The sequence below is a fragment of the Mesorhizobium sp. WSM4806 genome (genome assembly GCF_055811635.1).
Window position 1 is genome coordinate 1 of record NZ_JBVVQZ010000008.1, and the last position, 25,235, is coordinate 25,235.

Below are 25,235 nucleotides of genomic sequence, written 5' to 3' on the forward strand. Positions count from 1 at the left end.
GAGGAGGAGGTGGCTGGGGAGGATAGCGTTGAATGGCTGCTGCAAGTAAGCCAAACAACTAGAGAATTCTGCAGCCAAGTGGGTTCACTTGGCGTCGCAGGAATGCGGCTAAATCAAACAGATAGAGCTGGATGCTCAGTTCAATTTGAACGTATCCCGCTCGCGGATACGGGCTACGATCTAACTTGCATCCGCTGATTGGCGCAGCGCCTCTGTCTCTGCCAACTGGATGCCCATTTCGACAAACGCGGAAAGAACTGAAAAGCGGTCCTCCAACGCAACACGTGCCAGTCCGGCCAGAACTCCCGCACTCACCGCGCGGGCGGCTGGCGGCAAGGCTGGCGCCTCCACAGCTGAACCGTTGCCATGCCGTCCTGCAGCCAGGGCAATCCAGGCGGCCGGCGTTGTTGGCGGCATTGCCGCAGCCTTGCTCACGTCCGGGCGATGGTGAGGGCTCTCCGGTTCGCTGACCCAGTCACGAACAACCGCGAGCAATTCCTGATCCCTGCTGTCGAGCAGAACGGTGAGGTGGCTCAGGCATTCATGTGCCCACCACACCGCAGCCCGCTCGGGTAGCAGATAGGCACAGAACGTAATCGCCTCCTCGGGCACCCGCCCGGCCAGCAGGGCGCGGCAAAATTCGATTGAAGGCTGTTCGGTCGGAAGTGCCACCATGTCCCTGGAAACAGCGGGGCAGGCCATGAAAAGGTCCCGTGCCGTTTTGAATCGAAGCTCATTGGCCATGGCGCCACGCTTTCCCCCGGGAACAATCGACACTGAAGCCCTGGGCGGGGCGGGTCAAGTCTCCAGTCCCTGGCAAGATGCAACGGCCCTCCATCACTCGTATGCTTGACGTTTATTGACAGACAACCGCTTCGCAATTTGGTATTGTCCGCAGTCGATGAAATCGATGCTCAAGACAGGAGTAACCGTTATGCGGTTGGGCAGTTTAGCCTTCGTGTTTACGGTCGCGTTTTATTCGACCCACGCTTTTGCTGATCCACTTCAGAAATCAGAAGACATCGTGAAGTTTTTTGACGCGGCGAGCGAGCTCGGCCCGCCGCGTGGAATTTGCGTCGGCACCGAAGAAGAGTGCAACAGCAAGAACAAGGCAGCGCCTGCCGAAAAAACCAGCCTCGACATGCTGATCAATTTCGGCCTTGATTCTGCGGAACTCGATGCGACTGCCCGCGCTGAACTGGACGAGTTCGCCAAGGCACTGAAGGACCGCCGCCTGAGCACTTTGAACTTCGTTGTCGAGGGTCATACCGATGCAACCGGCTCGGAGCGCTACAACGAGGGACTGTCGGAACGCAGAGCCAGATCGGTAACAACCTTCCTCACCTCCAACGGCATCGATCCTGCCCGCATCAAAGCGACAGGCCTGGGCGAAGCGAGTCCGCGCAACCCCAATCCATTCGATCCGGTAAACCGCCGGGTGGAAATGCGGATAAGGACCGAGTAGGGCCGCTCCGACCACCGAGGCACGGCCCGCGTCGACACGCCTGAAACTGGCTCGTCAGTTGTTGTTGAGCACGCCACCCACGGCCACACCGGTGCCGAAAATCAGCGCCTTGGTCAGGAAGTCGTTGTTGTCCGGCGGCGGAACATCCCGTCGAACCTCGACCTGCTGCCTGCGGGGCTTCTGTGCCACCACCGGCTTTTGTGTGCGGGCCTTCTGTGCCACCGGCTTCTTTGTGCGGGCCTGCTGCACCTGTTTCTTCGGCTGTGCTCGAGCCAGATCGGCAGCGTAGCTGGCGCGCACCGATTCCATCATTGGATCCGTCTGGATCACCAGGAACGTCAGTTGCTCGCGTGTCAAAAAAGTCGTCTGCGGCAGGCCGTTTTTCGCTTGCCAGATGCCGATCGCCTGGCGGGTTTTTGGGCCTATGTTTCCGTCGATACGGCCAAGCTCGTTGCCCAAGGCTTCGATGCGCAACTGCAGATCGATACGGCCCTGGCGATCGAGACCGATCGCGCTTTCCGTCAACTCGGTGCCCGGGGCCCGCTTCACCTCGTCCGAAACTCCAACCGAGGTGCGAACGGCTGAGCCGGAAATTGCGTTGGCCTCGTCCTCATCGACTGCCGCGAGCTGCCGATCTTCGGCCTTCGGTTCGTTCAACTGGTCGATGTTCAGCCGTGCCACCGTGGCGAAGCGGCCGCTCGGAAACTGTTCAAGATAGGCTTCGTAGAACGGAATGGAATTGCGCTTGGAAGCTTCGTCCCACAGACGCTGCTCAACCTCCCAGGAAGGAGGCTCGTTGGTCACCGGGGCAGGCGCCGGTGTCATCGCGCCGGACGCACCAGCGATCGGTTTTGTGGCAGGCGCCGCTTCCGCTTTGGACTGTCCCAGGAAGACCTCGCGTCCCAGTGATGCGTTGTGCCAAGGTCTTTGGCGACCTTGTGTCGTTTCGGTCACCTGGCCGCGCACACGCGTCAGCGCGCTCTGGATTTCAACGCCAGGTTCAGTCAGGTGTCTGGCGAGCGCCGCGGAGTAGGGACTGTTTACGCCGTTGCCGTCGAAAGCGATGGCGCCGGGGTCGGTTGCATACGCAATCAAGACTCCGCCGGTTCCAACGCCGTCCGATCTTGCTTCAATCGGCGCCAGTCCGGAGCCAAACGAGGCGGAACGGCTCTTCGGCATCGAGGCGGCCAGCGTCCTGGCCAATGGATTGTCGCGGCAGGCATCGAGGATGATGACGCCGATCGCCGGCTCGGCTGGTAACGCCGCCATGAAGTCGTCGATCTGAACGGTGCGGGTCTTGAGATGAGCGGGCGATGTCAGTTCGGCGTCTATCGGAATCAAGAAATTCTTGCCGTCGACCTGCATGCCGTGGCCGGCATAGAAAATGACGGCGAGCTCGGCATCGTAGGATTGCTCGGTAAACCGACTGATGAGGCTGTGCATGCCCGCATTGTCTTGATCGAGCCCCTCGATCACCTGGAAGCCGGCATTGCGTAGCGTGGATGCGATGAGGTGCGCATCGTTGGCGGGATTGGGCAAGGCAACGGCATGGACATATTTACTGTTGCCGATGACCAGTGCCACGCGTTTGGCATCAGGCGCGGCAGCCTCGGCTCCAAGCGACGTGACAAACAGGACAAACCCGCTCAGAAAGACGGCAAATGCTTTCATGGTCCAGCCCTCCGCCCCGCCGGGGCGCACTATCGATGTCTGCGCATGCCAAAATGGCTCCTGGGCGTATGTGATCTCGACCACAGTTTTGGTTCACAAAGGCCCAAAAAAAGTTGGTTATAGTAGCACTTGGCAGCAGGAACGCCAATGGACTAACGGCAAACTCGCGCGCCTCGAGAAGCACGTTCAAAGGGTATTCTGCATCGAGCCTATGAGAGCCGTGATCGCCTGCTTGTATTTTTCGAACTCGGGCGATGTCTGCCGGACTTCCGTCGTTGTCGTTGTTTGTTGGCTCACTTCAACCATCGCCGGGCTCAGCTTCCGCCCCATTTTCCTTTCGGCCCAGCTCACGACATAGCTGGCGGACTTGCCGGTGAGAAACGGGTTGGCTTGAATGACGGCCGATCCGAGCACGGCGCTCAATTGCGCCGAACCCGGCGACGACAACACTTGATGGGCGCCTTCCATTCCCAGGAAATGACAGAGATAAAGCCGGCCGGCTGTGATCTGGTGGCCGCGTGCCCGAAGATAGGCTTCGCCTTCGCGCGCCAGATTGCTGACCATCTCGCGCGAGATGGTGGCGTCAAAACGCAGAGCGAGCAGGTCGGCGGTTGACAGTGTGCGCGCCAGTTCGGGGCGGTAGGTGTTCATCATCCGGATCCACGTCTTGGTTATGAACTGACCGGCGCCGGTCGCCGAAGAAAGTGGGTTCTTGGCGCGGGCCTTGCCGCCACTTTCGACTTGAACGATACGCTCGGTCAGCGTTTCGACAGCGGAAGCGTCCGTCGCGATTGCCGTAACCGTGCCCAGCGGATCGATCGCCTGCCCATTGCGATAGAGTTCGAAATGCAGGTGCGGCCCGGTCGAAAGACCGGTGGTGCCGATGTAGCCAATGATATCGCCTGCCTTCACCTTCGCGCCGACACCGGCCTTGTCAGCGAATTTCTGCATATGCGCATAGCGCGTCTCGCTGCCGTTTCCGTGCGAGATCTTCACCAGATTGCCGTAACCACTTCCATCACCCTGAAAGACGATTTCGCCGTCGAAGGCGGCGGCTATCGGCGTGCCCAGCGGCGCCGCCCAATCCACGCCCTTGTGGATGCGAACGGTTCCGAGGATTGGGTGCTTGCGTGGGCCGAAAGTCGAGGTCATGACCCCGTTGACCGGGGTGACCATGCCGTTGGCGACTGTCAGCGAGCGAACCTGATCGTCGCCGCTGACGCATGCAAACTGGCCGTCGGCCTCCTGGAACACGAAACAGTCGAGGCTTTTTTCGCTGCCCTGGACGCCAACATACAGCACCCGTCCGGCCGTCTCTTCCTTGCCACGCGGCCTTTGCGAATAGATCAGGATCAGACGCTGGTCTTCGCTGGCGAAGGCATCCAGATCCTGTCCTCGCGACAGATACATGATCGCCTCTCCGATCACGCCGGTCGGGACTTTGTTGCGTGCTGCTGTCGAGTAGATCGCGTCGAGCAGCCGGTATTGCCTCTTGTGCGTGCCTTGCGCCTGTGCGCCCGAGTAGTTGAATAAATCTTCGCGGACCCAGGGGTCGACACCAGACACAAACACACCGGCGGCATTGCGCGTCAGCGTGCCGACAAATACGTTCTTGGCGTAGATCGAAACCTGCATGAGGGACGTGGTTGTCGTCTCGCGCGTCGGCCTGAAACCGCGCATGGCGACGACATGACCTGGCTCAAGGCTTTCCCGATTGAAAAGCGCCTTCAGGGCCTCGCCTGCCAGCTTGGCATCCTCGGCGGAGAAATGCGCATCCAGGGCGACACTGTCCAAGCTGCGGTCGTTGAGGATCTTTACGAAAATGTCCTCGGTAGCCTGGTATCGTTGATGTTCACTGATGACATTTGCAACGCTGGTGTTGTTTTCGATCTGGGTTTTCTGGAACGCGGGAAGGGCTGCCTTGCCTGAATCGATTGTTTCGCCCCAGCCTGCTTCGGCATCATCGATACCCCCCTGCGGGTCAGAAGCAACCGGAGCCTCGTTTGGAACGGGCGGTGGCTGAACGTCGTTTTGCAGCTCGTTGGATGGCGCCGGCGCGGTCTGTCGCTGCGCCTGGAAGAATGCGAAATCTTCTTGCGTCGACGGTATCGTCGTCATGAACTTTTCGCTGGCGCTAAGCATCACGTCGGACAGAATTTCGATCTGCGGAGAAACGCCGGCCTGATCCAGCTCTGCCGGCCGCGGGATCACTTGGCTTTTTGTTGCGCCGCCGGTGTCGGGCGCAAGGGTGATCCACATCGGGTCGCCTGCGAGATCGATGATGGCAGGCACATAGACAGATGCGTCGGCTGGCACATCGTCGGTTCCCTCGACGGCGTGCAACTCCTCATCTTCGTCGCCAAACGACCAATAATCCGCGGTGAGATAGAAGCCGGCAGCGATCGACAACAGGACAGCCACAGCAAGACCGGCAAGAAGCCTGCGCCAGAGCCTGCGTCTGCGCAGGGCGGCGCGCGCCTGCTTTTTCAGCCTGAAGCTTGTGTCGATACTGTGCGTCACGGATTGCTTCCGGTCAGAAAAAAGGTCCACCGCACCTGTTCAAGCGTATCGACTTCGAGAAATCGTGCGGCGATATGGCCGCGCTGCCAGCATTCATCGATGCCGCGTATCGAGAAACGCCGCCGGTCGATGCACATTTCGGTCGACCCGGTCAGGGTCGCATGGCCAAAAACGTCCGTCGCATAGATGTAGATGTAGCGGTTGGTGAGTTCCTCGCGGATGACGTTCACGCACTGATTTGCGCCGATGGTCCACCAGCCATCGGTCTGGTCCGCATTGTCGACCTTTTGGCCGACAGCGAGATTGACGACGTCGAGCGTCTGATTGCAGACGGTGAATTCGGCGCGCGCTTCGTGGGACGACAGGAGAGCCAGCAATGTCGCGCCCAATATCACCGTAAGTCTCATACGGCCTGTCAGGGCAAGCAGGCCGCGAAGCCAGTCACGCTGATTGTTGGGCGGGACAGCGGTCAGAAAGGAAAAACGCGAGCTGCGGAGGTCCATCGGCGTCCATGCTACCCGCCGAGCCGGAAGTACTTTGCCGTGGCGGAGAACTCAGCTCGATTGGCGTCGATCTCTTCGAGAATCCTGGGCAACAGCAGCGCGGCTGGTGTCGGCTCGGAGAACGCCGCAGCGTGAATATCCTGTGGACCCGTGATCACCATGATGATCTGCGGCACGACCTTGCCGGCCGCCTTGTCGGCTGCGCCAAGATCGATCGGAATGTTGAAGGTCGCCTTGTCCGCTTGCGCCAGGATAAGATCGTCGAGGCTGAATGCCATGCCCCTGTGGTCGATCAGCAGCACGCTGGAAATAAGGCCGCCATGCGTCACCAGCGAGCCGCCGATCGGCGAGCCGCTCGGCACTGTCGTTCGATCGAGAACAAGCTGCGGCTTGTCAGCCGGCATCTGGTCCAGAAAGCGCAGAAAGTTGGTGACTTCGCATTGAGCCGGCTCAATGAGGCGGACGCTGATGTCCGGTTCGACACGGAATCTTGCCTGGAAGTCGGACAGCATTCGTTCGAACGGCTGGACCTCGGTGCCCAATCCTTCGATGGCGACGGCGGCCTCGGCTGCCGACGTCAACGTCGCATAGAAACAGTCGCCGCCGTTGAAGTCCCGCACCCAGGAGACCCGTTGCGCAGCGGGGTCGAGGCCATTTTTCGGCTGCAGTTTTAGGTCCGGTTTCGGCACGTTCAAGGCAACAGTGGCTTCGCCCGGCTGTTTGCCTGCCGCCGGCTCGTCCTGCTGCCGTTTTGCGTTCGCATCATCCGTCTGGTTTTCGGCCCGCGCGTGCTGGCTGGCCGGCCGATCGGGCCTCCGGCTCTCCATAATTTCGGGCCGGACCGCTGAGGGCGGCGAGGTCTTGTCGGCCGGCGGCATTGGCGCGACCTGGATGTGCGGCGGGACCGGGCTTTCCTCGGCTGGCGAAAGGACTTCGGCGGGCCGTGTCGGCTCCAACTTTTGATCCGCCGCGGCATCTGCCCGATTTTCAGCTGGCGATGGCGCCTCGGCTGCCGCTGGCTCCGAGGTGTCCTCGGTTGGCGAGAGCACTTCGGCGGGCCGCGTCGGCTGCAAGCTTTGATCCGCCCCGGCATCTGCCTGACTTTCAGCTGGCGGCTGCGCTTCGGCTGCCGCCGGCTCCGATCTTTCCACGGCTGCCGCCGGCTCCGGGTTTTCCTCGGATGGTGAGAGGACTTCGGCGGGCCGTGCCGGCTCCAACTTATGATCCGCCGCCGCACCTGCCTGACTTTCGGCTGGCGGCGCAGTGGCTTCTGTTCGTGACTGCTCAGGTGGAACTGCCTTTGCCGGCTCATCGCCCGGCGAATTTGCAGCGCTGGCCGTCGGGGCAGGTTTGGATGCTTTTGGCGACAAAAACGATGTATCACCGGCGGTCGGCGTGGAAGGCGTCATCACGCCGCTGAGATAAACGCCTGCACCCGACGCGACAGCCAATGTCGCCAGGACAGCGATCGCGATCGATCGGGTCCTGGCGGACTTTGCCGGGACCTTTGGCAAGACCGCCCGAGCAGGACCGGCAACTGGCGACGGCCTTGGCTCGGACAGAAGCGCCGGCCGGACATGCGGAACGAAGCGCTGCTCACCGGCGGCCGCCGGAGATTGACTTGCAATCTTGGGGCCGGCAATCTCGGGGCCGGCAAGCCTGGGGCCAGGCGCGGCGGTTCCCCCGGTTCGCGGCGTCCGGTCGCGCGGTGTGATCGACGTTGGCGGCCTTGTCTCCTCGTCCGTGTCGTCACGTGTCGCCCTGGCGATATCGGCCATGCTGATCGGCCGGTCTTGTGGGTCCGGCTGCAGCATGGCCTCGACAATTCCACGAAAATCGGCGTCGATGTCGGAGAGGTCCGGAACGGTTCGGCGTTTTTCCACGATCTCGTACTGGGAGCCGCCCATGTCGATCGGTTTCCCGCGCAGAGCAGCGGCCAGCACCAGGCCCAGGCTGTAGATGTCGGATTGCTCGCTGACATCGCCGCTGTACAGCCCGAGTTGCTCGGGAGAAACGTAATTGTACTTTCCCGCGAACTTTCCGCCGATCAGCGTCTCGCCGCCGACGGTCGCCGATCGCGCGATGCCAAAATCGATGATCTTTGCGCGATCGACCCGGCCTCCTGGCAGGATGATGTTATCCGGGGAGAGGTCGCGGTGTATCGCTCCGGCCTGGTGCACGGCGCTCAAGCCGGAAGCCAGACGATGGCAGAGCTTGCGCACGTCTTCCGTCGGCATCGGGCCACGTCCCATGATATCGAACAGCGATTGGCCGTCGACGAACTCCATGGCGAGGTAGGGGCGGCCGATACCCGGGTCGATCGTGAAGACGTGATAGCGCACGACCGCGTCGTGCGACAAATGATTGAGGATCGTCGCTTCCTTGCGGAACAGCGACAGGATCGTCTGGTCACGGGCGAACTCGGGCAATACGATCTTGATGGCGACATGGTCGCCGGTCTGGATGTTGTGGCCACGGTAGACTTCGCCCATGCCACCGAATGCGATTCGCTCGTCCAGTTCATAGATGCCGCTGAGTTGCGTGCCGACCGCTGTGGTGGCCACGTCAGGCGATATCCGCGTCTTGTCGTCGGCGCTCATCGGCCTCAGCCTTCCGCTCTGGAAGGACCGGGATAGGCCCCATTGCGCCCGTCTCCGATCTTGACGAGCACGATCGTGACATTGTCCGTTCCCCCGCGCGCCAGCACCATCTGCAGCAGGTTTTCGCAGGCCGCCTGAGGTGTCGCCGACACCGCCGCCGCCTCGATCTCGGCGTCTGTGACATGCGCTGTCAGCCCGTCGGTGCTCAACACGAATATGTCGCCCGGCATGATTTCGCCTTGCTGGAAATCGATCACGATCTCGTCGCTGACGCCGACCGCATGGGTGATGACGTTGCGGCGCGGCCAGGCGAGTGCTTCGGCTGCGCTGATCATGCCCTTGTCGAGAAGTTCCTGGACTTCGGTATGGTCCTTCGAAATCTGCGAGATCGAGCCGTTGCGGATCAGGTAGACGCGACTGTCGCCTGCCCACAGGCAGGCAAACCGCCCATCCATCGCCAGCAGGGCGGCGACAGTGGAGCCAATGGTTACCCCACGGGATTGCGATATCCTGCGGATTTCGGCGTTGGCCCGGCTCAGCCGGTCCTCGAAGCGCGCGCGCAGATCCGGTGCAGAGCTTGCAATGCCGATCGTTGCCAGATGATCGACGATGCTGGCCGAAGCGACTTCCCCGGCATCATGGCCACCCATTCCATCGGCTACCACCCACAGGCCGGTTTCCGGCTCGACCAGATAGCTGTCTTCGTTGAGCTCACGGACACAGCCTCTGTGGCTAACGCCGAAGCTTTCAAAGGGAAGGGCGACAGTGTTCACTTTGCCACCAAGCGCTTCTCAAGCGTCCTCTGCGGCGCCCCGTCAGGTGCTCGCTCGCGCCAGTTTGCCACAGGCTCGAACGTTAGAGTATCGAAATAAACGTCCGCCCATCTGTTGCCGATGGACAGCCGCACCGTGTTGGGAAATTCAAAAATCATCTCAAAACGCCTTTGGACAGCTGAACCCGGAAAGCGCAGGAAGGAAGAGAGGGTTTTGGTCCGAACTGGCCTGGACCGTATAGGCGACATCGCGTCCGCCGATCACGAAGCGGGCTTGCGTGTTGCCGCCGGTGCTGGTGATATCGGCCTTGTCCAGCAGGCGCTTCAGTGCCCACGGACCGTCGAACTTGATCGCGGACTCACGGCCCGGCATTTCGGGAATGAGGCTCAGGCTCGCCGACGCGGAAGCCATGCCGCTCGGCCAGGTCACCGTGCTTGGCGCGTTGCCGGCCTGGTTGCTTTGGACGATCTGGCCATCGACGTCGAGTACCGCCGTATCGGCATCGCCATGCAGTGAAAACGGTGTAAAGGTGACACTGACCGACGGCACCGAACCACCTGAAGGAAAGAAGGCGTTGCGGATTTCCGCCGCCAGCTGGAAGTTTTTCAAGGTCGACTTCGACAGGTCGCGCCCGAAACGCGCATCCTGCTTCCAGTTCCAGTCCTGGCCGGTCATGTCGATCAGCGATGCGAGATTCTGTGCGAAGAACCGGTCCATCAGCCCGCCTGGAGCGAACAGTTTCGCAAAATCCGCCATCGCAATATCCTCCGGGCCATCGCTGGCGAAGGGATAACGGCCCTCGACCATCTCCTCGCAGGCGCGCGTGACCGTCTGGTCGAGCAGCTGGTTCAAATTCGTCAGCGAGGTTTCTGCGACGTTGCCGTCAAGCTCGTCGGCGGTCGCAGTAACCATTCGGGCGAGTTGCTTGGGCAGCCGCGAGACATTGGCGCGAAGCGTGGATATCTGCAGCTGCAGATTCATGTTGGCGCGTTCCGTTTGCGAAGGGATATCGGCCGCCAATTGCAGGCTTTGATGGATGTCGCGGAAATTCTGGGTCAGTGCATCGATCGGGCGGCGCCCAGTGGGACCGCTCACCAAAGCCTGGAATGATCTGAATTGCGCTTCGATGTTCGCCCCGGGGTACTGGTTTTGCGCGCGAGCGGACCCCGTGCCGGCCCGGCTTTGCGATTTGCCGCCGGCGATTTGAATGCCGATGCGGGCCAATCCGCTGGCGATATCTGCAGCGTTTTGCGGCTGGTTTTGAAGCATGCCGGCTTCGGCCCCGGAGCCTGACTCTTCACTGGAACCAGCTTCTCGCGTCAGCGCTGTTTCGTCGGCTATCGCCGTAAAAAGCTGGTCGATTGGCGAGCTTGGTGACGCGGCGGCGGAGAGCGCGATATAGTCCGGCTTGTCCTCCAGCATTGGCTTGAACTTCAGCTTTTCGAGAACGCCGTTCCACGCCGCGGCGAACTCCCTGCCATAGCGCTCGACAAGTTCGGGACCGAGTTTTGGCAATTCCTGGTCGATGCCGCCTTGCTCGGCGCCGCCGCCGAGAACCCACTGGTCATCGACAAGCATCTGCGCGATGCGCGAGAGTTGTGCGAGATAGAAGTTGTTGAAGCCGCTATAGGTGTAGATACCGGGAACGCGCAGGCCCGACAGATCGCCACCATCGACACGCTCGAACAACAGCTGCGCTTCCGGGCCGCCTTTGACGGAGACTGAAAAATCGTCCAGTGCTGCGGCGTATACCGCCGACTTCACCAGGGCAGAGGCACGATCGGCAAGGCTCATGCGTCCGAGCGAGCGTTGAGCGGCTTCGACAAGTGGCTGGTTGAGTTCGAAAACCGGATCATAGGCGTCGTCCAACGCCAGCATGGCGCGCAGATGCTTTTCGAGTTGCGCCCGTCCCTCGCGGTTGTTTTCACCCGGATACCGGTTCTGCTCCCAGTCCTGCCTCATCCACGACACGATCAGTTCGTCGTCGACCTTGGGCGCCTTGCCGCCAAGCATCATGTAGATCTTCAGCGGTTCGTAGAGCGCGGTGGGATCAGCCATCCTGGCCTGGATCGTCCGTTCGGCCTGAAGCAGCAGGCGCGAGCGGAACATGCGCTCCAGCGCCTGCCGGTAAGCTGTCTTTGATGCCGAAAGCAGTCTTTGCCGCTGACTGAGACCGAACGTCTCCTGGATCGGGATCGGCAAGGCACCGGTGTCAAACCCGGCCGGCAGTTCGCGTAACTGGTCGAGCGGGCCGATGACGTTTTCAAGGTCGACGTCGGCGACTTCAGTGCTTTTGAGGAGCGGGTCTGCCGTCTCGCGATACTGGCTTGCAGCTTGCGTGGTGGAAGCGATCAGCGACCTGTTGGCTGAAAAGCTCAGGGCCAGGGTGCCCAGAGCCGCAGCAGCCATCAATGCTATTGCGCCAAGGCCGCCATACCTGGCGATCGCTGCACGCCTTTCAGCCGATTTGTCGTATGAAACCCAGCCGGATTCCGCGAAAATGACGCCGGTCAGAAGATCATGCAGGAAGAAGCTTTTGCCGGTGCCGGAAAGATGGGCGCGAGAAGCGCTGCCGAAACTGCGACCGATTGCGCCCAGCACCTGGTCGATCGGCGTGCCCTCCTGCGTGCCTGACGAAAAATAGAATCCGCGCAGGCTGACATTCACCTGGCTGCGGGCCGGATCGAATATGCTGGCGACGAAACCGGCAATACGGCTTTTCAGCGCGTCGAATTGAGCTGGAAAGCCAAAGATGGCTATGCGCGCGACCGGATCGGCCTCTTCCTGCAGGCGGTCGGCCATCTCCTCCGCCAGGCGCTTTGCCAGTGCGTCGAATTCGGCCGGTGCCTCACCGGCCATGTTCTTGCTGCGATCGGCGGTCTGGAATGTCGCGCCCCACACTTTGCGGCGGCGCTGCTCGTTGAAGCCGCCAAAATAATCCATGAAACCGGAGACAAGGTCGGCCTTGGTGAAGAGCAGGTACACCGGGAACTGGATTTTCAGTGTTTCGTGAATTTCGCGCAGACGGCTGCGTATTTCGACGACATGGGCGTCAAACTGCCGATCATCGAGGCTGATGAGATCGGCAAGGCTGATGGCCAGAATAACCCCGTTTATCGGTTGCCGGGTGCGGTATCCCTTGAGCAGCGACAAGAAGGCGAGCCAGCTCTTCTTGTCGCTCTGCGCATTGGAATCCTGCGTGGTGTAGCGCCCGGCGGTGTCGATCAGCACCGCCTGGTCGGTGAACCACCAGTCGCAGGATCGTGTGCCGCCAACGCCGGCCACTGGCTGGGCGTCGCCCGAACCGGCAAGCGGAAAATTCAGGCCCGAATTGACCAACGCCGTTGTCTTGCCGGCACCAGGCGGGCCGATGACGACGTACCAGGGAACCTCGTAGAGGAAATTGCGCTTGCCGCTCGACCGCTTGAGCGCAGCGATGGCTTCATTCATCCGAGTCTCGAGCACCTGCGAGTCGTCGTCCCTGTCGTCGTTGCGGGCGACTATCGTCTCGAGCGCCTTTTGCGCCTTTCGCTTTTGCCAGAAACGCACGCCATAAAGCAGCGTCGCGATCGCAACGATCACGCCGATGATCGTCACGCGCAGCCAGACGGGTGCCAGTGGACGCGTGTCGGCAAAGCGGATCAATGGTCCGGCAAACCAGACGGCTGCCGCGAAACCGGCCAACGCGATCGCGCTGAATATCCGCAGCAGCCAGCGCGTCATCGGCGCTTCCAAATGGCCGTGCTCACAGCGTTTCCTCCTTGGGGATCATCAAGTCGACACGGCGATTCTGGGCGCGGCCTTCCGGCGTCGCATTGTCGGCGATCGGTTCGTCTTCACCCTTGCCGTCGACGGTGATCCGGGAAGGCTTGCTGAACCGTGGCGCCATGACAGCTGCGACGGCCTTCGCCCGGGCGATGGAAAGGTCGAAGTTGGATTTGAACGGGCTCGATTTCCGCGGCTTCACATTGTCTGTGTGGGCGACGATCATGATCGGTCCAGGCTCCGGTTCCAGCGCGGCGGCGATGTCCGCGGCGATTGGTCCAAACTCCGGTTTTATCTCGGCCCTGCCGGACGGGAACAGCAGGACATTGTTGATCTCCACGATGATGAACCTGCCCTGCGTGCCGACGCTCAGCCCGCCGCGCGCGATAGTCTTGGCCAGTGCCGCATGGATGCGGTCGAGCTGGGAACGGGTAGGGGCGACAGGCGGAGCGACTTTCACCGGCGCAGCCGACGGCACCACGCTGGCGCGTTCGATGGCGATCGGCGTCGACGGATCGAGCGCCAGCAACCTGCCGGCAAGGGCATCGCCCTCGTTGGTAATGAAGATCCGCAATGCGAAGAATGCCGCCGTCAGCAGCGCCGACGCAGCCGCCGCAATCACCCAGAGCGGCAACCGGGCCGACGACTGTGGGCTGGACACCGCCAGGCTTTGCCAGTGGGGCGAGATGTCGTCGTCGGCGCGCGCCCTGAAGTAACGAAGCGTCTCGTAGACGTCGCGTCGAACGCGTTCGAGATTGTTGTCCTCGCGCGCAAGGCCTCGGTACTGGCCTTCGAACCCCAGCGACAGGCAGGCATGCATCAGTTCAAGCAAATCGTAGTGTGCCTCCGGCGCAGCCAGTATCTTGTTCAGCGCTTGGTAGAAGCCCGAGCCGGTGGGCACGACTTGAAAGAACTGTGACAGCATGCTGTGCTGCGCCCAGGCGTCTGTCTGGGGCCAAGGCAGGTTGCCGATGAGGTCGTCAGCAGTTTCGCAGAGAGCAAATTTTGCGATCCGTGCATCTTCTTCGGGAACACCGGCTTTCTCCATTGTCCGGTCGAATTTTTCGATCGCCTCGGCGACATGTTCCGCCAGTTGCTCCGCCTGCCTTTCGACAGCCATAAGCCTGAGCTGGCCAAACAGCATCAGCAAAGGAGCGGCCGCGGCGAGGATCTGATTTGCTGCGGAATATCTGACGTTGTCCGTGGCATGCAGCAGGATGTCCTGCTGAATGCCCGGCGCCGCCGCAACTGAGCCGGTTGCCGCCGCTGCGCCGGGGTCTGCCCCCTGATAAATCACGGTTCCGGATGTCCACCCCGGCGGTGCATGCCGAGCGACACTCGGATCGAATACCGTTGAATCCTTGACCCGCGAGGAACCGGGCTGCTCGTCGTCGGGAACAGGTCTGTGAGGAGCCGGCGCTGATTTCTCAGCGCGGCGCGGTGCGCGAAAAACGGTCTTGCCCGCTGGGCCGAAAGGATCGTCCTTCGAGCTCATCGCCATACGTCCGTCCACGCGTCAGTGCGGCGTGTGCGCCACATCAGGGCAAGACGGTCCCCGGCCGGGCGCAGGGACTGCAGGCGCAGGAACTGCAGGCGCTGCTGACGAGGGCAGTGTCTGGAGGAAGATCGACTAGATCTTTCTAACCCGCCGTAACATGACATGTGCCGCAGACCCCCAGGTCAATCAGCCTTACCCGCTGGCGAACTGTCGAAAATGATCGTAAGCTTAGAAACGGTCGATTGGAACCAGATGCAGCGCTGCGAAAGGATTTTTCTTCGCCAACGACAGCGCCGTATCTTTGGGCTCGCCAGGGATACATTCCACCTGGTACGTGATCCGCTCCGCAGCCGAAGCTAAGCGCAGCAACCGATCCGATTTTCGGGGCACCTGCCAGGTTCAGTGCTCCCGGTCTACTTTTGCTTGTCGGCTTTGGCATAGGCTTCGCTGAAATAGGCCAGGAATATGTCCAGCATTCCGTTTTCGTGTGCTTCCTCCATGGTCCGCCATTTGGCGACGAAGGCGTCCCAGGCCAGGCCCTTCTTCGATGTGAACGACGTCGGTGGGAGTTTTTTGCTGATCGCCTCAGGCGACAAATCGTCAAGCAGCCGGGAGAGCGCAGCTTGCATGGCTGCATAGGTGGCAAATTCGTGCGTCTTGAGATCGCGGAACGCGTCTTCGACACTGTGCCTGGCATCAAGGTAGCCGGATCTGCGCCGCGCAAACATGATTTCGAGGATGTCGTCGGTTCCCGGGACGAACTTTAGGGGATTGTTGTCGGCAGCGCTGATCATCGTCCGGTGCGTGCTCTTGGCCAGTATTTTCGCAGCCGCACGAGCCTTCAGCAGCTGGGCCAGCTCCTCGACAACCGTCCGCAGCACCGCGCCGATTTCGGCGCCCACTTCATGCGGATCACGCGATTGAAGCAGTTCCGGCGCGATGCCGGCTGCGATCGCGATGTCCCGCAGCACCTCGTCTCTGGTCGTAGCGAGAGGCGCGGGCGGCGAAGCCACCGGTGCTCTCTGCCCGGGCCGTTGCTCCACCGGCTCGAAGAAAGCCTGGTCTGCGAAATTCTGCGGCCCGCCGGTTGCGACAGGCATTTGTCGCTGCGTCGAACCGTGGCTGCTTCGAGGATCACTTGTCGCGGCGCGCTCGTCATCAATCGAAACCAGGACGACATAGCGGCCGATCAGCAACCGGTCGCCTTGACCGAGCCGGTGAGGGCCGGCCATGCGCTGGGTCGATCCGTTGATGAATGTGCCGTTGCGCGAGATGTCGTGCAGCCAGAACGCGCCTCCCTGGTAACGCACTTCGCAGTGTCGGGCGGAGATGAACTTGTCGGGGTCGGGCAAGGTCCAGTCACAGGCCTCGCGGCCGATTTCAAAGCTGCGATCACGAGCGGAGTAGCCAGTCGACAGACCGGCGGGCAGGGAGACGACATTGTTGATCTGCAGCCTGATGAACATTCAAAATCGCCGTCGATCCTGTCGGGAAACTCGCCCAGGACACCCCATTATACCAGCAATTTCTGAGCGCGGCGGCACAGAAGCGTTCAAGTCGATGATTCGACAGGCGACCAGGCTGCAGCCGCCAAGGGTCCCCTTTGGTCGGTGCAAGACATGTGCTAGGCTCAGGCAGAAACGAGCGGCGGGAGGGGGCACGACCCATGCCGAACGAACGTGCCACGGTTGTGCAGACGCCGGTTGGCGCTGACCTGTTGACCTTCACGCATCTTGTCGGGCGCGATGAGATCAGTCGTTGTTTGGCCTATACGGTCGGGTTCGTAAGCAACAGCCCCGACGTCGATCCGCTGAAGATGCTGGGCGGTGCGGTTTCGATCGAAGGTGAATCCGATCCCAAACGCTGGTTCAGCGGCCTTGTCTCCGAGTTTCGGCTGGCCCGGATCGAGGACCGCCTGGCTTACTACGAAGCCGTCATCAGGCCATGGCTCTGGTTTCTTGGCAATACCACCGATTGCCGTATTTTCCAGAACATGAGCGTCATCGAAATCGTCGAGGAGGTTTTCTCGAAATACAGCACGGCAAAATTCGAGAAGCGCCTGCAAGGGTCTTATCCGCCGCGTGAGTACTGCGTCCAGTATGACGAGACCGATCTCGATTTCGTGCAGCGGCTGCTCGAGCACGAAGGCATCCTGTATTTCTTCGAGCATGACGAGGGCAAGCACACGCTTGTGCTCGCCGATGCCATGAACAAGCTCAAGCCGGCGCCGGGCTATGAAAAGGTGCCCTATCACTTTGAAGGGCAGGGCTCCCGGCGCGATGTCGAATACATCACGGAATGGATTCCGGGCAGCTCGGTGCGGCCGGGCGCCTATGTCCATACCGACTATGATTTCGAGAAGCCGGGCGCCGACCTGATGGCCAAATCCGCCCAGCCGTTCAGTCACAAGCTGGCCGCGGGCGAGAACTACCGCCAGCCGGGCGCGCATCTCGACGTCGGCCGCGGCGACAGCCTGGCCGCGATACGGCGCGAGGAAATCCAGGCCGTGCACCAGCGCATCGCTGCAGTCGGCACCGTGCGCGGCCTGTATTCCGGCTGCACCTTCAAGCTGGACGGCTTCCCAAGGGAAGACCAGAACCAGGAATATCTGGTGGTCAGCGCCGAATACAGGCTGTTCGATCCGGGCTACAGAGCCCTTGCCGACGTCGAAAGCGAGAACTTCAAGGTGATCCTCGGCGTGGCGCCGACCGCCTTGGCCTATCGCCCGCCGCGGGTCACGACACGGCCGATCATGCGCGGCCCGCAGACGGCGACGGTGGTCGGCCCATCCGGCGAGGAAATATTCACCGATAAATATGCCCGGGTAAAAGTCCAGTTCCACTGGGACCGTCTCGGCAAGAAGGACCAGAACAGCTCCTGCTTCGTGCGGGTGTCGCAGACCTGGGCCGGCAGCGGCTGGGGTTTCATCCAGATACCGCGCATCGGCCAGGAGGTGATCGTCGACTTCATCGAAGGCGACCCGGATCTGCCGATCATCACCGGCCGCGTCTACAACGCCTCGCAGATGCCGCCATACGGACTGCCGGGCAACGCCACGCAATCCGGTTGGAAATCCGACTCTTCGAAAGGCGGCGGCGGTTACAACGAGCTGATGTTCGAGGACAAGGCCGGCTCCGAACTGGTCAATTTCCAGGCGCAGAAGGATCACAACCTTCTGATCAAGAACGACCGCACCAAGCTGGTGCAGCACGACCAGTCCGACCGCATCGACCACGACGCCAAGCACTCCGTCGGCCACAACCTCGACGAGGACGTCGGCAACAACAAGACGGTCAAGGTCGGCGTCGACCAGACCACGGATATCGGCAACAACGACACCGAGACGGTGGGAGTGAACCGTTCGCTGACGGTGGGGTCGAACGAGACGATCAATGTTGGGTCAAACTCCACCGAGACAATCGGGGCCAACCATACGCAGACTGTGGCGCTTGTGCAGACGATCACGGTGGGCGCGGCGCGAATTGATTCTGTGGGTGCTGCCGAAACCCGAACCGTTGGGGCGGTTCAGATGAACACCATCGGGGCGACCCGCTCGGTCAGCGTGGGTCTCGGTCAGAGTCATGAGATCGGTGCCTCCGATACCTGGAAAGTCGGGGCCAGCCAAACCGTAAAGGTCAGTGCTGACCAAAGCTTCGACGTCGGCGGCGCCCACGTATCGCAGATCGGCAAGGCCAGATCGGCCAAAATCGGCGCCGATGACGCCACCGACATCGGCGGCGGGCACACCCTGAAGGTCGGCAAGGCCAGTGCCGTGGATGTTGCCAACGACGGCAGTTTCAAGATCGGCAAGAACTTTGCGATCGACGCCGGGGATTCGATTTCGCTGACGTGTGGGAGTGCCTCGATCACCATGAAGAAGGACGGAAACATCATCATCAAGGGCAAAGACATTACCGTCAACGGATCCGGGAAGATCAATATCAAGGCATCGAGCGACATCACCATGAAGGGTTCCAAAATCCACGAAAACTAGAGGAAAGCCTTGTTGTCAGTTCACTGATGGCGGGGTAGCGCCTTAACAACATCGCGTACCGGGAGAGAACGGCTGCTTTGCCCAAATGATCATCCTAGAGAATATTGTAGGGCAGCATGCTGAGCAGGCGGCATCGTTGTGGGCACAAAGGGACAGTCTAGCCCTTGACGATCCTCCAGATCTGGACGCCGTGGCGGCCATAGACGACAGATTGGAAATAAGCCTCGATGGCATAAGGGTCGCCAGCCGGGCGGCTTGGCCCTGTGTCCTCGCCCTCCATCAGGCATCGCCCGGCAAGGGTGAACTCTTCGTCGTGTCTTGGACGGCTCTCGAATTCGAGAGTGCCGATTATGTTGCGCAGGCAGTTGAAATGGGTCGCACCGCGATCGACGGCCCAGGGGGCCTGCTCGGCGCGCTGGCATGGCATGCGCCTCGCGTAATTGCGCCATGGGTGCGAGCGTGGATTGATGACGCGCGTGACCCGTTCAAGCGGTTCCTGGGCGTGTCGGCCTGCGTCGAACACCGCGTCGATCCAAAACAGATGCTGTCGTTGCGATTGCGCGATCCCGACACGTCAGTACGTGCGGCGACCCTTCGGCTGGTCGCGAAGCTCGGTCGCACCGATCTGACGGGCGAAGTCAGGAACGCGGGTGCCGATGAGGACCAGCAGGTGCGTTTCTGGGCGGCCTGGGCTTTGAGCGAACTTGGCTCGGGCGACTTCGCTGTTCCTGAACTGAGGAGGGTAGCAGTGCAGGGCGACGACAACGCGCTGAGCGCGCTTCGAGCTGCGGTGAAGGCGACGCCGATGAAGGAAGCGCGAAGCTGGATAGGCTCGCTGTATACCTCGCCGCAGAGCGCCTCCCTCGGGGTGAGAGCGGCGGGCATGCTGGGCGATCGATCGATCCTGCCGTGGTTGATTGAACAGATGGGCAATCCCGCCCTTGCCGTGACCGCGGGTGCGTCGTTTCTTGAACTGTTTCCCGAGGCGCGGCAGGAGAGCGATCTCTTTACGAATGACCCTGGCGCGGCAGGGCTTCGCTTCGAGGAATATTTTGGTGATCAGGCCGTAAGTGTCCCCCTTGCCGGCAAGGTCCTGGAATGGGGACAGCGCCAAGGACACATCAAATAGTCGGAATGAATGAATGAGCGGGGCGCCAGGCGGGCCGCTCGGATCACAGGACCACTGTCGAGTCTCAGCCAGCTGGCGCGAGCCGCTTGAGCGAACGTGCCGAGCTGTTGGCCAATGGGGCGTCCGGCGCACTTAACGCCAAGTCAAGAGCAGCGCATCGCCTCTGACGCAGCGTCCCGTTTGCAAAGACCTCCGCCAGACTCGCCGCCGCCAGAGGCTTGCCCTGCAGATACCTTTTACCCTGACTGAAGTCCGTCTGGTTGCGTCGCCACCATTCGCGAATCTTGCTGACATCGGGCCAGACCAGATCCTCGTCGCGAGCGAAATAGTCGGCTGGCGACGCATTCTCGAAATCCACGTCAGCCGGCGGCTTGATATGCATCCCTTCGCGCTCGATTGACATTCCGGTTATGGTCTCAAAACTTTCGCCGGCCAGCCGTGCGAGCTTCGGGTCGCGCATGCGTGTGGTCAGCCACGGCACGAAGATGGGGTCCCCCAGGGTGCCCGCCCCGGCAGCAATCAGACGTTCCTTCGAACGATCCCCACGCAGACTAAGCAGCCATTGCACGGCTCTTTGATGATCTGCGGCTCGCAACAGAAGTTGCACGCCCTTCCAACCAATCCCGTCGAGGCTGGCGTGCATCCGCAAGATTTCCAGCGCCTCATGCCTGTCTCCCAGCAGCACGCAGGACCATGCGGCCCAAAATCGACAAGTTTCGTGCGGGTCATTAAGCGCCGCCTTGATGTCGGAGAGCAGATCGACGCGCCCAACTTCCCCGGCCAGGCGCAAGGCTCTGGCGCGCACCGCCGGGGTATCGTTCAGCAACTCTGAAAGGCGCATCGCGGGGTCGATCCGCCGGACCGAACACGCGGCCAAACCAAGCAGGCGCCGGATGGGGCGCGGATCCTCCAAAAGGGAGCGTACCCATTCTTGAATTCGATACGGCTCGACCCAACCCAGGGCCGATACTGTGGCTCGGAACAAATCTGGAGATGCCTCGGCGAGATTTAGAACGTAGCCAATCCTGTTCTCGGACAGGCTCTCGAAGGCAAGGACGGCAGCCACGAAAGTCTCGCCCGGCTCCTGATACTGGTCGAAGGCCGTCTCGGCTACCTGCCAGCCCCACTCGCCCGAAACACGAAGACCGTCGATATGTGCCTCCAGCCGGTCGTCCAGTCTGCTCAAATTCTTGAGGTACTGATCGGGAGCATCGACCGCCCTGTCACGCTGCAGCCAAAGGAAGGCCGCGTCTTCGGCATGTTGTTCGACGATATGCTCGATAACGCGGCGCGACATCCGAGGCCCTAGTTAAGCTGGATCGAGCCACCTTTGATCTTGTTGGGGCCGGACGAGCGGCTGAGAATATAGGTTCCTCGCAAGATGATCTTGCCTGTGCGGGTCAGCGTGATGCTGGCCTTGCCGCAACGAAGAATTATCTCGCGTTCAGCGGAAAGCTCCAGGCGCTCGCCGTCCAGGGTCACGGCGACGTCCTTGGCGGCAACCGGCTGAGGACGCAGCAGGCGGCCCAGAATGATCGCGCGGTCTGGGTCGCCACTGTCGAACATCACCACCACATCACTCCCGAAATCCGAAGCCTCCAGCGTGGTGGCCGCGCGCGCAGAAACCAGCCTGCTTTCGATTCCGTGAGGGACCGAGACAATCGGGTCGCCTGACCTGTCGCGTCCCACGAAGGTGCCGATAACGAGGCCGTTGCTGAGGTTGCTGCCTGCGTGCGAGAAGTCGGGGCGATCATTCACTTGCATACCCCTTTTCGTAACCGTTCGAAGCATAGTCGCGCATGGAAGACGAAGCAACTCTGTAAGGCTCACGCAGCCAGAGAGGCATCGACCGCCGCCATTTGCACACAAAGGATGTAATTTTCCATTGTGCTGTATTTCACTTGGAGCGAATATTCTATGAAGTGCCAGGTTGCGTAACCCTCGAATTCCTCATCCAGCAAATGGTCTGGCGGGCGACCGATCTTTTGCATCATCTGTTCAGGTGAGTCGTCGAGCGAAAGCCCTTTCGGAAGCTGCCCGGGCCAACGTGCGCCCTCTGCCTCGTGCTCGCGATAAAACAGAACGTTTGCCAGCATCTGGTCGCGACCTCCATCTATATAGCGAAATCGCAATTCGATCCCGATATGCCTGGTGAAACTGGCAACCGATCCGGTTTCGTCTTCTTCCAGATTCTGGTCCAGACGTAACGGCGCGAAGGTCAACCGGACCTCCGGATCGGCTAGCGGCTTGCCCATTACCCGCTCGATCTGGTCGATCGTGGGGACCAAGGCGGCATCGTCCACATCAGCGGCCATGATGGGTGGGCGCATCAGGCACAGCACGAACCCGATCCGCGCGCCGTTGTCGACGTAGCTGACGGTCAACCGGCACTCTGGCATCTCCCAGGTATCGCGCAGATAGGATCGCCTGGTCGATTCGTAGGCTGCGAGTTTCGCCCGCACTGCGTCCCGGGTCTCATCGAGCCCGATGTTGAAGGGCAGTCGCCCTCGATATGGTTCCACCTCATCATGCTCGCGATAGAAGTACACCTGCGACAGCAGCATGGGTTCACTGTAGGGATCGAAATCATCGTCGCCGAGCAGATGCGCGCGCGCTTCGAACCCGAGTTCAATGCCGAGCTGTCGATTGATCAGCCAATCCTCGGCCGAAAGAACCGGGTCCTCGTCAGTTTCGTCGATGTCCATCGAGGGCTGACGAATGATGTTCAGGCTTGCAAGTAGCGCCTGCACGTCGGGATCCGTCGATGGCCGACCAAGAAGGGCAACTGATCTGCTGAAATCCATGAATGTCGATCGCAATCGCGGCTAGTCGGGTTCCGGCAGGCTTAGCATCAAGGCCTCGATCGAGGACCTGTCGCCGGTATACTGGGCGGTCAGCGTAAGATTGTCCGCAACGATCCAGCGATCCCACCCGATGTCGCCTTCCGACTCGCTTGGTTTGCCAAACCGGGCACGCAGATCAGACTGAGAAGAATCTCTTCTTATGTCGTAAGGCAACGGCCCCACGTAGGTGGAGGCCTTGTTCTTCTCGAGGCGGAGAACCACCCCGGTAAGAACGCAATTGCCTGACCCGACCGGAGGCAGGTCTTCAAAGAGTTCTGCGTCCTGGAAGTTCACGGTCATGCCCTGGATGTCGACGAGAAGATCCAATTCGTCGCGAGGCATTACGAGCCTCTTGGTGACCCCGGCCGATCGCAGCAAAGCTTTCACCGCGGGGTCTTCGGCCGTGCGACCGAAAAGATCGAGCCAATCCTTGTAACTTAGCTGAGTCATTGGAGGTCCACCTTGTTACATTTTGTGACTACTTGCACTCTTCTACAGCATCTCTGATCATCTGATCGAAATCGAATTTCTTGAGTTCCTTGACCGCATCTGCGTAGGCCGGACCGCAATCGGTGTCGTTGAGGTGGTCCTGCAGCGCTTTCGTATCTCGGTTAACAGCAGCGGTCATACTATCCTTCGATTTCGCATCCTGTCTGATCTGCTTCTTTGTGTTCTTGCTGCCGCAGGTTTTGCTGAATTTGCGATGTGACTTGCGAGGGATCACGATCGCCATGCCGCGGGATTCGATCTTTCCCTTTGCGCATTCGTAGACATCTGCGGACATCGTATTGAACATGACCTTCGCGCGCTTGAAAAGCGTGGCCTTGGCGGGGATATGGTCGCGTTCCCAGACCCTGGATCCGTCGGCGCGGCTTGCCTTTCCGCTGTTCTTGAGACTGCCATAGCTTTTACACTCGCCGCATTTGTGCATCGGCTTGTTGTCCGGAGCTTGCTTGTTTCCGGTCGAGGTGGCGGAGTTCTTAGCTCCCATTGTTTGTCATCTGATCGCCGAGCAGTTGAATGTTCTTGCCTTCTGCCTTCACGTCCATCGAGCCGGGCGCAACGAACTCGGTCTTTCCTTGCGTAGCCGACGATACTACGCCACCGCCGGTGCCCTGGCTCGCCACATCGGGCGACGGCGCGCTCATGTAGTAGCTGCCCTTGATGGCTATCTTCTTCCCCTCGATTTTGACCGTCGAGGTGGCATCCGACAGCCTATCGGCGGAACGTCCAAAATTCGGCAGCGGAACGGGCACGAACGGAGCCGGCGGTCCCGGCATCTTACATACATTGGGCACGTCCGCCGGCGCCATGTCTATGCTGCCCTCGGTCACCGGCGTTTTGGGCGGATTGACCCCAACGGAAACCATCATGCGGCCTTTCTTAGCGGATTGTCAGGGAAGTCCAGCAGCGTCACCGCGCGCTGGCCGCCTTCGGAACCGGCCCAGAGCGCCGCTCGCGAACCGTGACTGTAGCCCTTGCTGGAAGCGGCGTGGGCCAGCGCCGCAAACAGCGGTCCTGACGCCGCGCCGACATCGCCCCAGCAGTCGGCCGGATGCAAATAGTGAGTTGCCTCAGCTGAAAGATGCTGAACTCGCAGGATTGTGTAGACCAACTCCTCGCTGCGGTAACGCTGTCCATTGAGATCGCAGTAGGTGTCGGTGATTTTGCGCCGGTCTGCGTCAATGATCGGCCCGAGTCCGAGGAAGGCGGAACTCAGCCCTTCGCCCACACAAACCTCCTCCTCCCCGTGTCGCTTGATGCTGATCCGCTCGGGCGCAGTGCTGACGGCGCTCAGCCGCGCTAAGGCCCCCAGGCCCAGCTCTGATATCAGATTGCGACGTGCCAGCAGACACGCGCCCGCCGCCTCTCCTGGGAAGAAGCCGTCTCGGTTCACCTCGGATTTGAGTCGCCCCGTTTGATCCATCCAATCCAGCGTTTGATGGTCGTGATAGGAGTCCACGCCTGCCACCACCGCCAGATCCGTCTTGCCTTCATCGATCGCCTTGGCGGCGATACCGAACGCAAAGATTCCGGCAGCATGTCCGTGGGCCAGGGATTGCACGCGCAGGTTCGCCGGACCGAAGCGTTCAATAGCGGCACGGCCCAGCAGTTCGGCGATGCCATCCGGCAGCCCCGGCCGCGGCTCCGGCGTACAGATGACCAGCAGCGTTCTCAGGCCGCTGGTCGACAGCGCTGCAGCCTGCGGTAGTTGCAGCAGCATAGAAAGCAGCAGTTCCCTCATGCGCTCCGCCAGCGGCACATCAGAGCCCATGAGCGCATCCTGCGCCAAGCGAATGGGCTCGCCGTCCCGGTCGATGAGGAAGGGATGCTCGGAAATTGCCGATATTCCCGCCCGTACCGCTGCCGCAGCGCTTTCGGGGCGTAGGCCTACCGGGGTTCGCGCTGCAATGCCGGCCAGGCAGATCGTCGCCTTGGGGATATAGAACGCAGTGCCAGTAGCCGACATACTC

20 protein-coding genes are annotated in these 25,235 nt (G+C 61.0%); 4 read left to right on the forward strand and 16 right to left on the reverse strand.

Features of this window, described 5'->3' with window-relative positions:
- Positions 1–198 (forward strand): hypothetical protein (locus AC0L2M_RS13920; RefSeq protein WP_473535145.1); only part of this gene is annotated, 198 nt, incomplete at its 5' end.
- Here AC0L2M_RS13920 and AC0L2M_RS13925 read toward each other — a convergent pair.
- Positions 181–744, reverse strand: coding sequence for a DUF6931 family protein (locus AC0L2M_RS13925; protein ID WP_473535146.1), 564 nt, complete (start codon positions 742–744; stop codon positions 181–183). The genes AC0L2M_RS13920 and AC0L2M_RS13925 overlap by 18 nt on opposite strands.
- Before the next feature lie 190 nt (positions 745–934).
- On the opposite strand from AC0L2M_RS13925, the gene AC0L2M_RS13930 reads away from it, so the two are divergent.
- Positions 935–1,465 carry an OmpA family protein gene (locus AC0L2M_RS13930; RefSeq protein WP_027153493.1) on the forward strand — a complete coding sequence of 177 codons (531 nt, stop codon included), beginning with the start codon at positions 935–937 and terminating at the stop codon, positions 1,463–1,465.
- Between the two features lie 54 nt (positions 1,466–1,519).
- On the opposite strand, the gene AC0L2M_RS13935 is transcribed toward AC0L2M_RS13930, so the two are convergent.
- The 8 genes from AC0L2M_RS13935 to tagH all read right to left on the reverse strand — a co-directional run bounded on the left by AC0L2M_RS13935 (position 1,520) and on the right by tagH (position 16,261).
- The gene (locus tag AC0L2M_RS13935; protein ID WP_473535147.1) at positions 1,520–3,136 is read right to left on the reverse strand and encodes a caspase family protein; all 1,617 of its coding nucleotides are present in this window, start codon (positions 3,134–3,136) and stop codon (positions 1,520–1,522) included.
- Positions 3,137–3,322: 186 nt separating this feature from the next.
- Entirely contained in the window at positions 3,323–5,656 is a 2,334-nt protein-coding gene (locus AC0L2M_RS13940; RefSeq protein WP_473535148.1) for a M23 family metallopeptidase, read from the reverse strand.
- A complete protein-coding gene (locus AC0L2M_RS13945; RefSeq protein ID WP_473535149.1) occupies positions 5,653–6,159 on the reverse strand; it encodes a DUF1036 domain-containing protein in 507 nt (168 codons plus the stop codon). The genes AC0L2M_RS13940 and AC0L2M_RS13945 overlap by 4 nt, the downstream gene beginning before the upstream one ends.
- A gap of 11 nt (positions 6,160–6,170) precedes the next feature.
- Entirely contained in the window at positions 6,171–8,759 is a 2,589-nt protein-coding gene (locus AC0L2M_RS13950) for a serine/threonine-protein kinase (protein ID WP_473535150.1), read from the reverse strand.
- 5 nt (positions 8,760–8,764) lie between these two features.
- Positions 8,765–9,532 carry a PP2C family protein-serine/threonine phosphatase gene (locus AC0L2M_RS13955; protein ID WP_128172598.1) on the reverse strand — a complete coding sequence of 256 codons (768 nt, stop codon included), beginning with the start codon at positions 9,530–9,532 and terminating at the stop codon, positions 8,765–8,767.
- A 159-nt stretch (positions 9,533–9,691) separates the two neighbouring features.
- Positions 9,692–13,255, reverse strand: coding sequence for a type VI secretion system membrane subunit TssM (gene tssM / locus AC0L2M_RS13960; protein WP_473535151.1), 3,564 nt, complete (start codon positions 13,253–13,255; stop codon positions 9,692–9,694).
- Positions 13,256–13,277: 22 nt separating this feature from the next.
- A complete protein-coding gene (gene tssL / locus AC0L2M_RS13965; protein ID WP_473535152.1) occupies positions 13,278–14,792 on the reverse strand; it encodes a type VI secretion system protein TssL, long form in 1,515 nt (504 codons plus the stop codon).
- 416 nt (positions 14,793–15,208) lie between these two features.
- The gene (tagH, locus tag AC0L2M_RS13970; protein WP_473535153.1) at positions 15,209–16,261 is read right to left on the reverse strand and encodes a type VI secretion system-associated FHA domain protein TagH; all 1,053 of its coding nucleotides are present in this window, start codon (positions 16,259–16,261) and stop codon (positions 15,209–15,211) included.
- 200 nt (positions 16,262–16,461) lie between these two features.
- Here tagH and AC0L2M_RS13975 point away from each other — a divergent pair, with 200 nt between their 5' ends.
- Both AC0L2M_RS13975 and AC0L2M_RS13980 read left to right on the forward strand, forming a co-directional pair.
- Positions 16,462–18,789, forward strand: a complete 2,328-nt coding sequence (locus tag AC0L2M_RS13975; protein ID WP_473535154.1) for a type VI secretion system Vgr family protein — start codon at positions 16,462–16,464, stop codon at positions 18,787–18,789.
- An 85-nt stretch (positions 18,790–18,874) separates the two neighbouring features.
- A complete protein-coding gene (locus AC0L2M_RS13980) occupies positions 18,875–19,918 on the forward strand; it encodes a HEAT repeat domain-containing protein (protein ID WP_287228697.1) in 1,044 nt (347 codons plus the stop codon).
- Between the two features lie 64 nt (positions 19,919–19,982).
- Here AC0L2M_RS13980 and AC0L2M_RS13985 read toward each other — a convergent pair whose 3' ends face one another.
- The 7 genes from AC0L2M_RS13985 to AC0L2M_RS14015 form a co-directional block, all read right to left on the reverse strand.
- Positions 19,983–21,215 carry a TIGR02270 family protein gene (locus AC0L2M_RS13985; RefSeq protein WP_287228701.1) on the reverse strand — a complete coding sequence of 411 codons (1,233 nt, stop codon included), beginning with the start codon at positions 21,213–21,215 and terminating at the stop codon, positions 19,983–19,985.
- An 8-nt stretch (positions 21,216–21,223) separates the two neighbouring features.
- Positions 21,224–21,676, reverse strand: a complete 453-nt coding sequence (locus tag AC0L2M_RS13990) for a DUF6484 domain-containing protein (protein ID WP_473535155.1) — start codon at positions 21,674–21,676, stop codon at positions 21,224–21,226.
- Positions 21,677–21,744: 68 nt separating this feature from the next.
- On the reverse strand, positions 21,745–22,722 hold the full coding sequence (locus tag AC0L2M_RS13995; RefSeq protein ID WP_287228704.1) for a hypothetical protein: 978 nt from the start codon (positions 22,720–22,722) through the stop codon (positions 21,745–21,747).
- A 21-nt stretch (positions 22,723–22,743) separates the two neighbouring features.
- On the reverse strand, positions 22,744–23,103 hold the full coding sequence (locus AC0L2M_RS14000; protein WP_287228705.1) for a hypothetical protein: 360 nt from the start codon (positions 23,101–23,103) through the stop codon (positions 22,744–22,746).
- A gap of 136 nt (positions 23,104–23,239) precedes the next feature.
- Complete coding sequence (locus tag AC0L2M_RS14005; RefSeq protein WP_287228706.1) at positions 23,240–23,752, reverse strand: hypothetical protein; 513 nt, start codon at positions 23,750–23,752, stop codon at positions 23,240–23,242.
- Positions 23,742–24,134 carry a PAAR-like domain-containing protein gene (locus AC0L2M_RS14010; RefSeq protein ID WP_126040110.1) on the reverse strand — a complete coding sequence of 131 codons (393 nt, stop codon included), beginning with the start codon at positions 24,132–24,134 and terminating at the stop codon, positions 23,742–23,744. Before AC0L2M_RS14010 ends, AC0L2M_RS14005 begins: the two co-directional genes overlap by 11 nt.
- Positions 24,131–25,231 carry a beta-ketoacyl synthase N-terminal-like domain-containing protein gene (locus AC0L2M_RS14015; protein ID WP_287228708.1) on the reverse strand — a complete coding sequence of 367 codons (1,101 nt, stop codon included), beginning with the start codon at positions 25,229–25,231 and terminating at the stop codon, positions 24,131–24,133. Before AC0L2M_RS14015 ends, AC0L2M_RS14010 begins: the two co-directional genes overlap by 4 nt.
- Between the last annotated feature and the right edge of the window lie 4 nt (positions 25,232–25,235).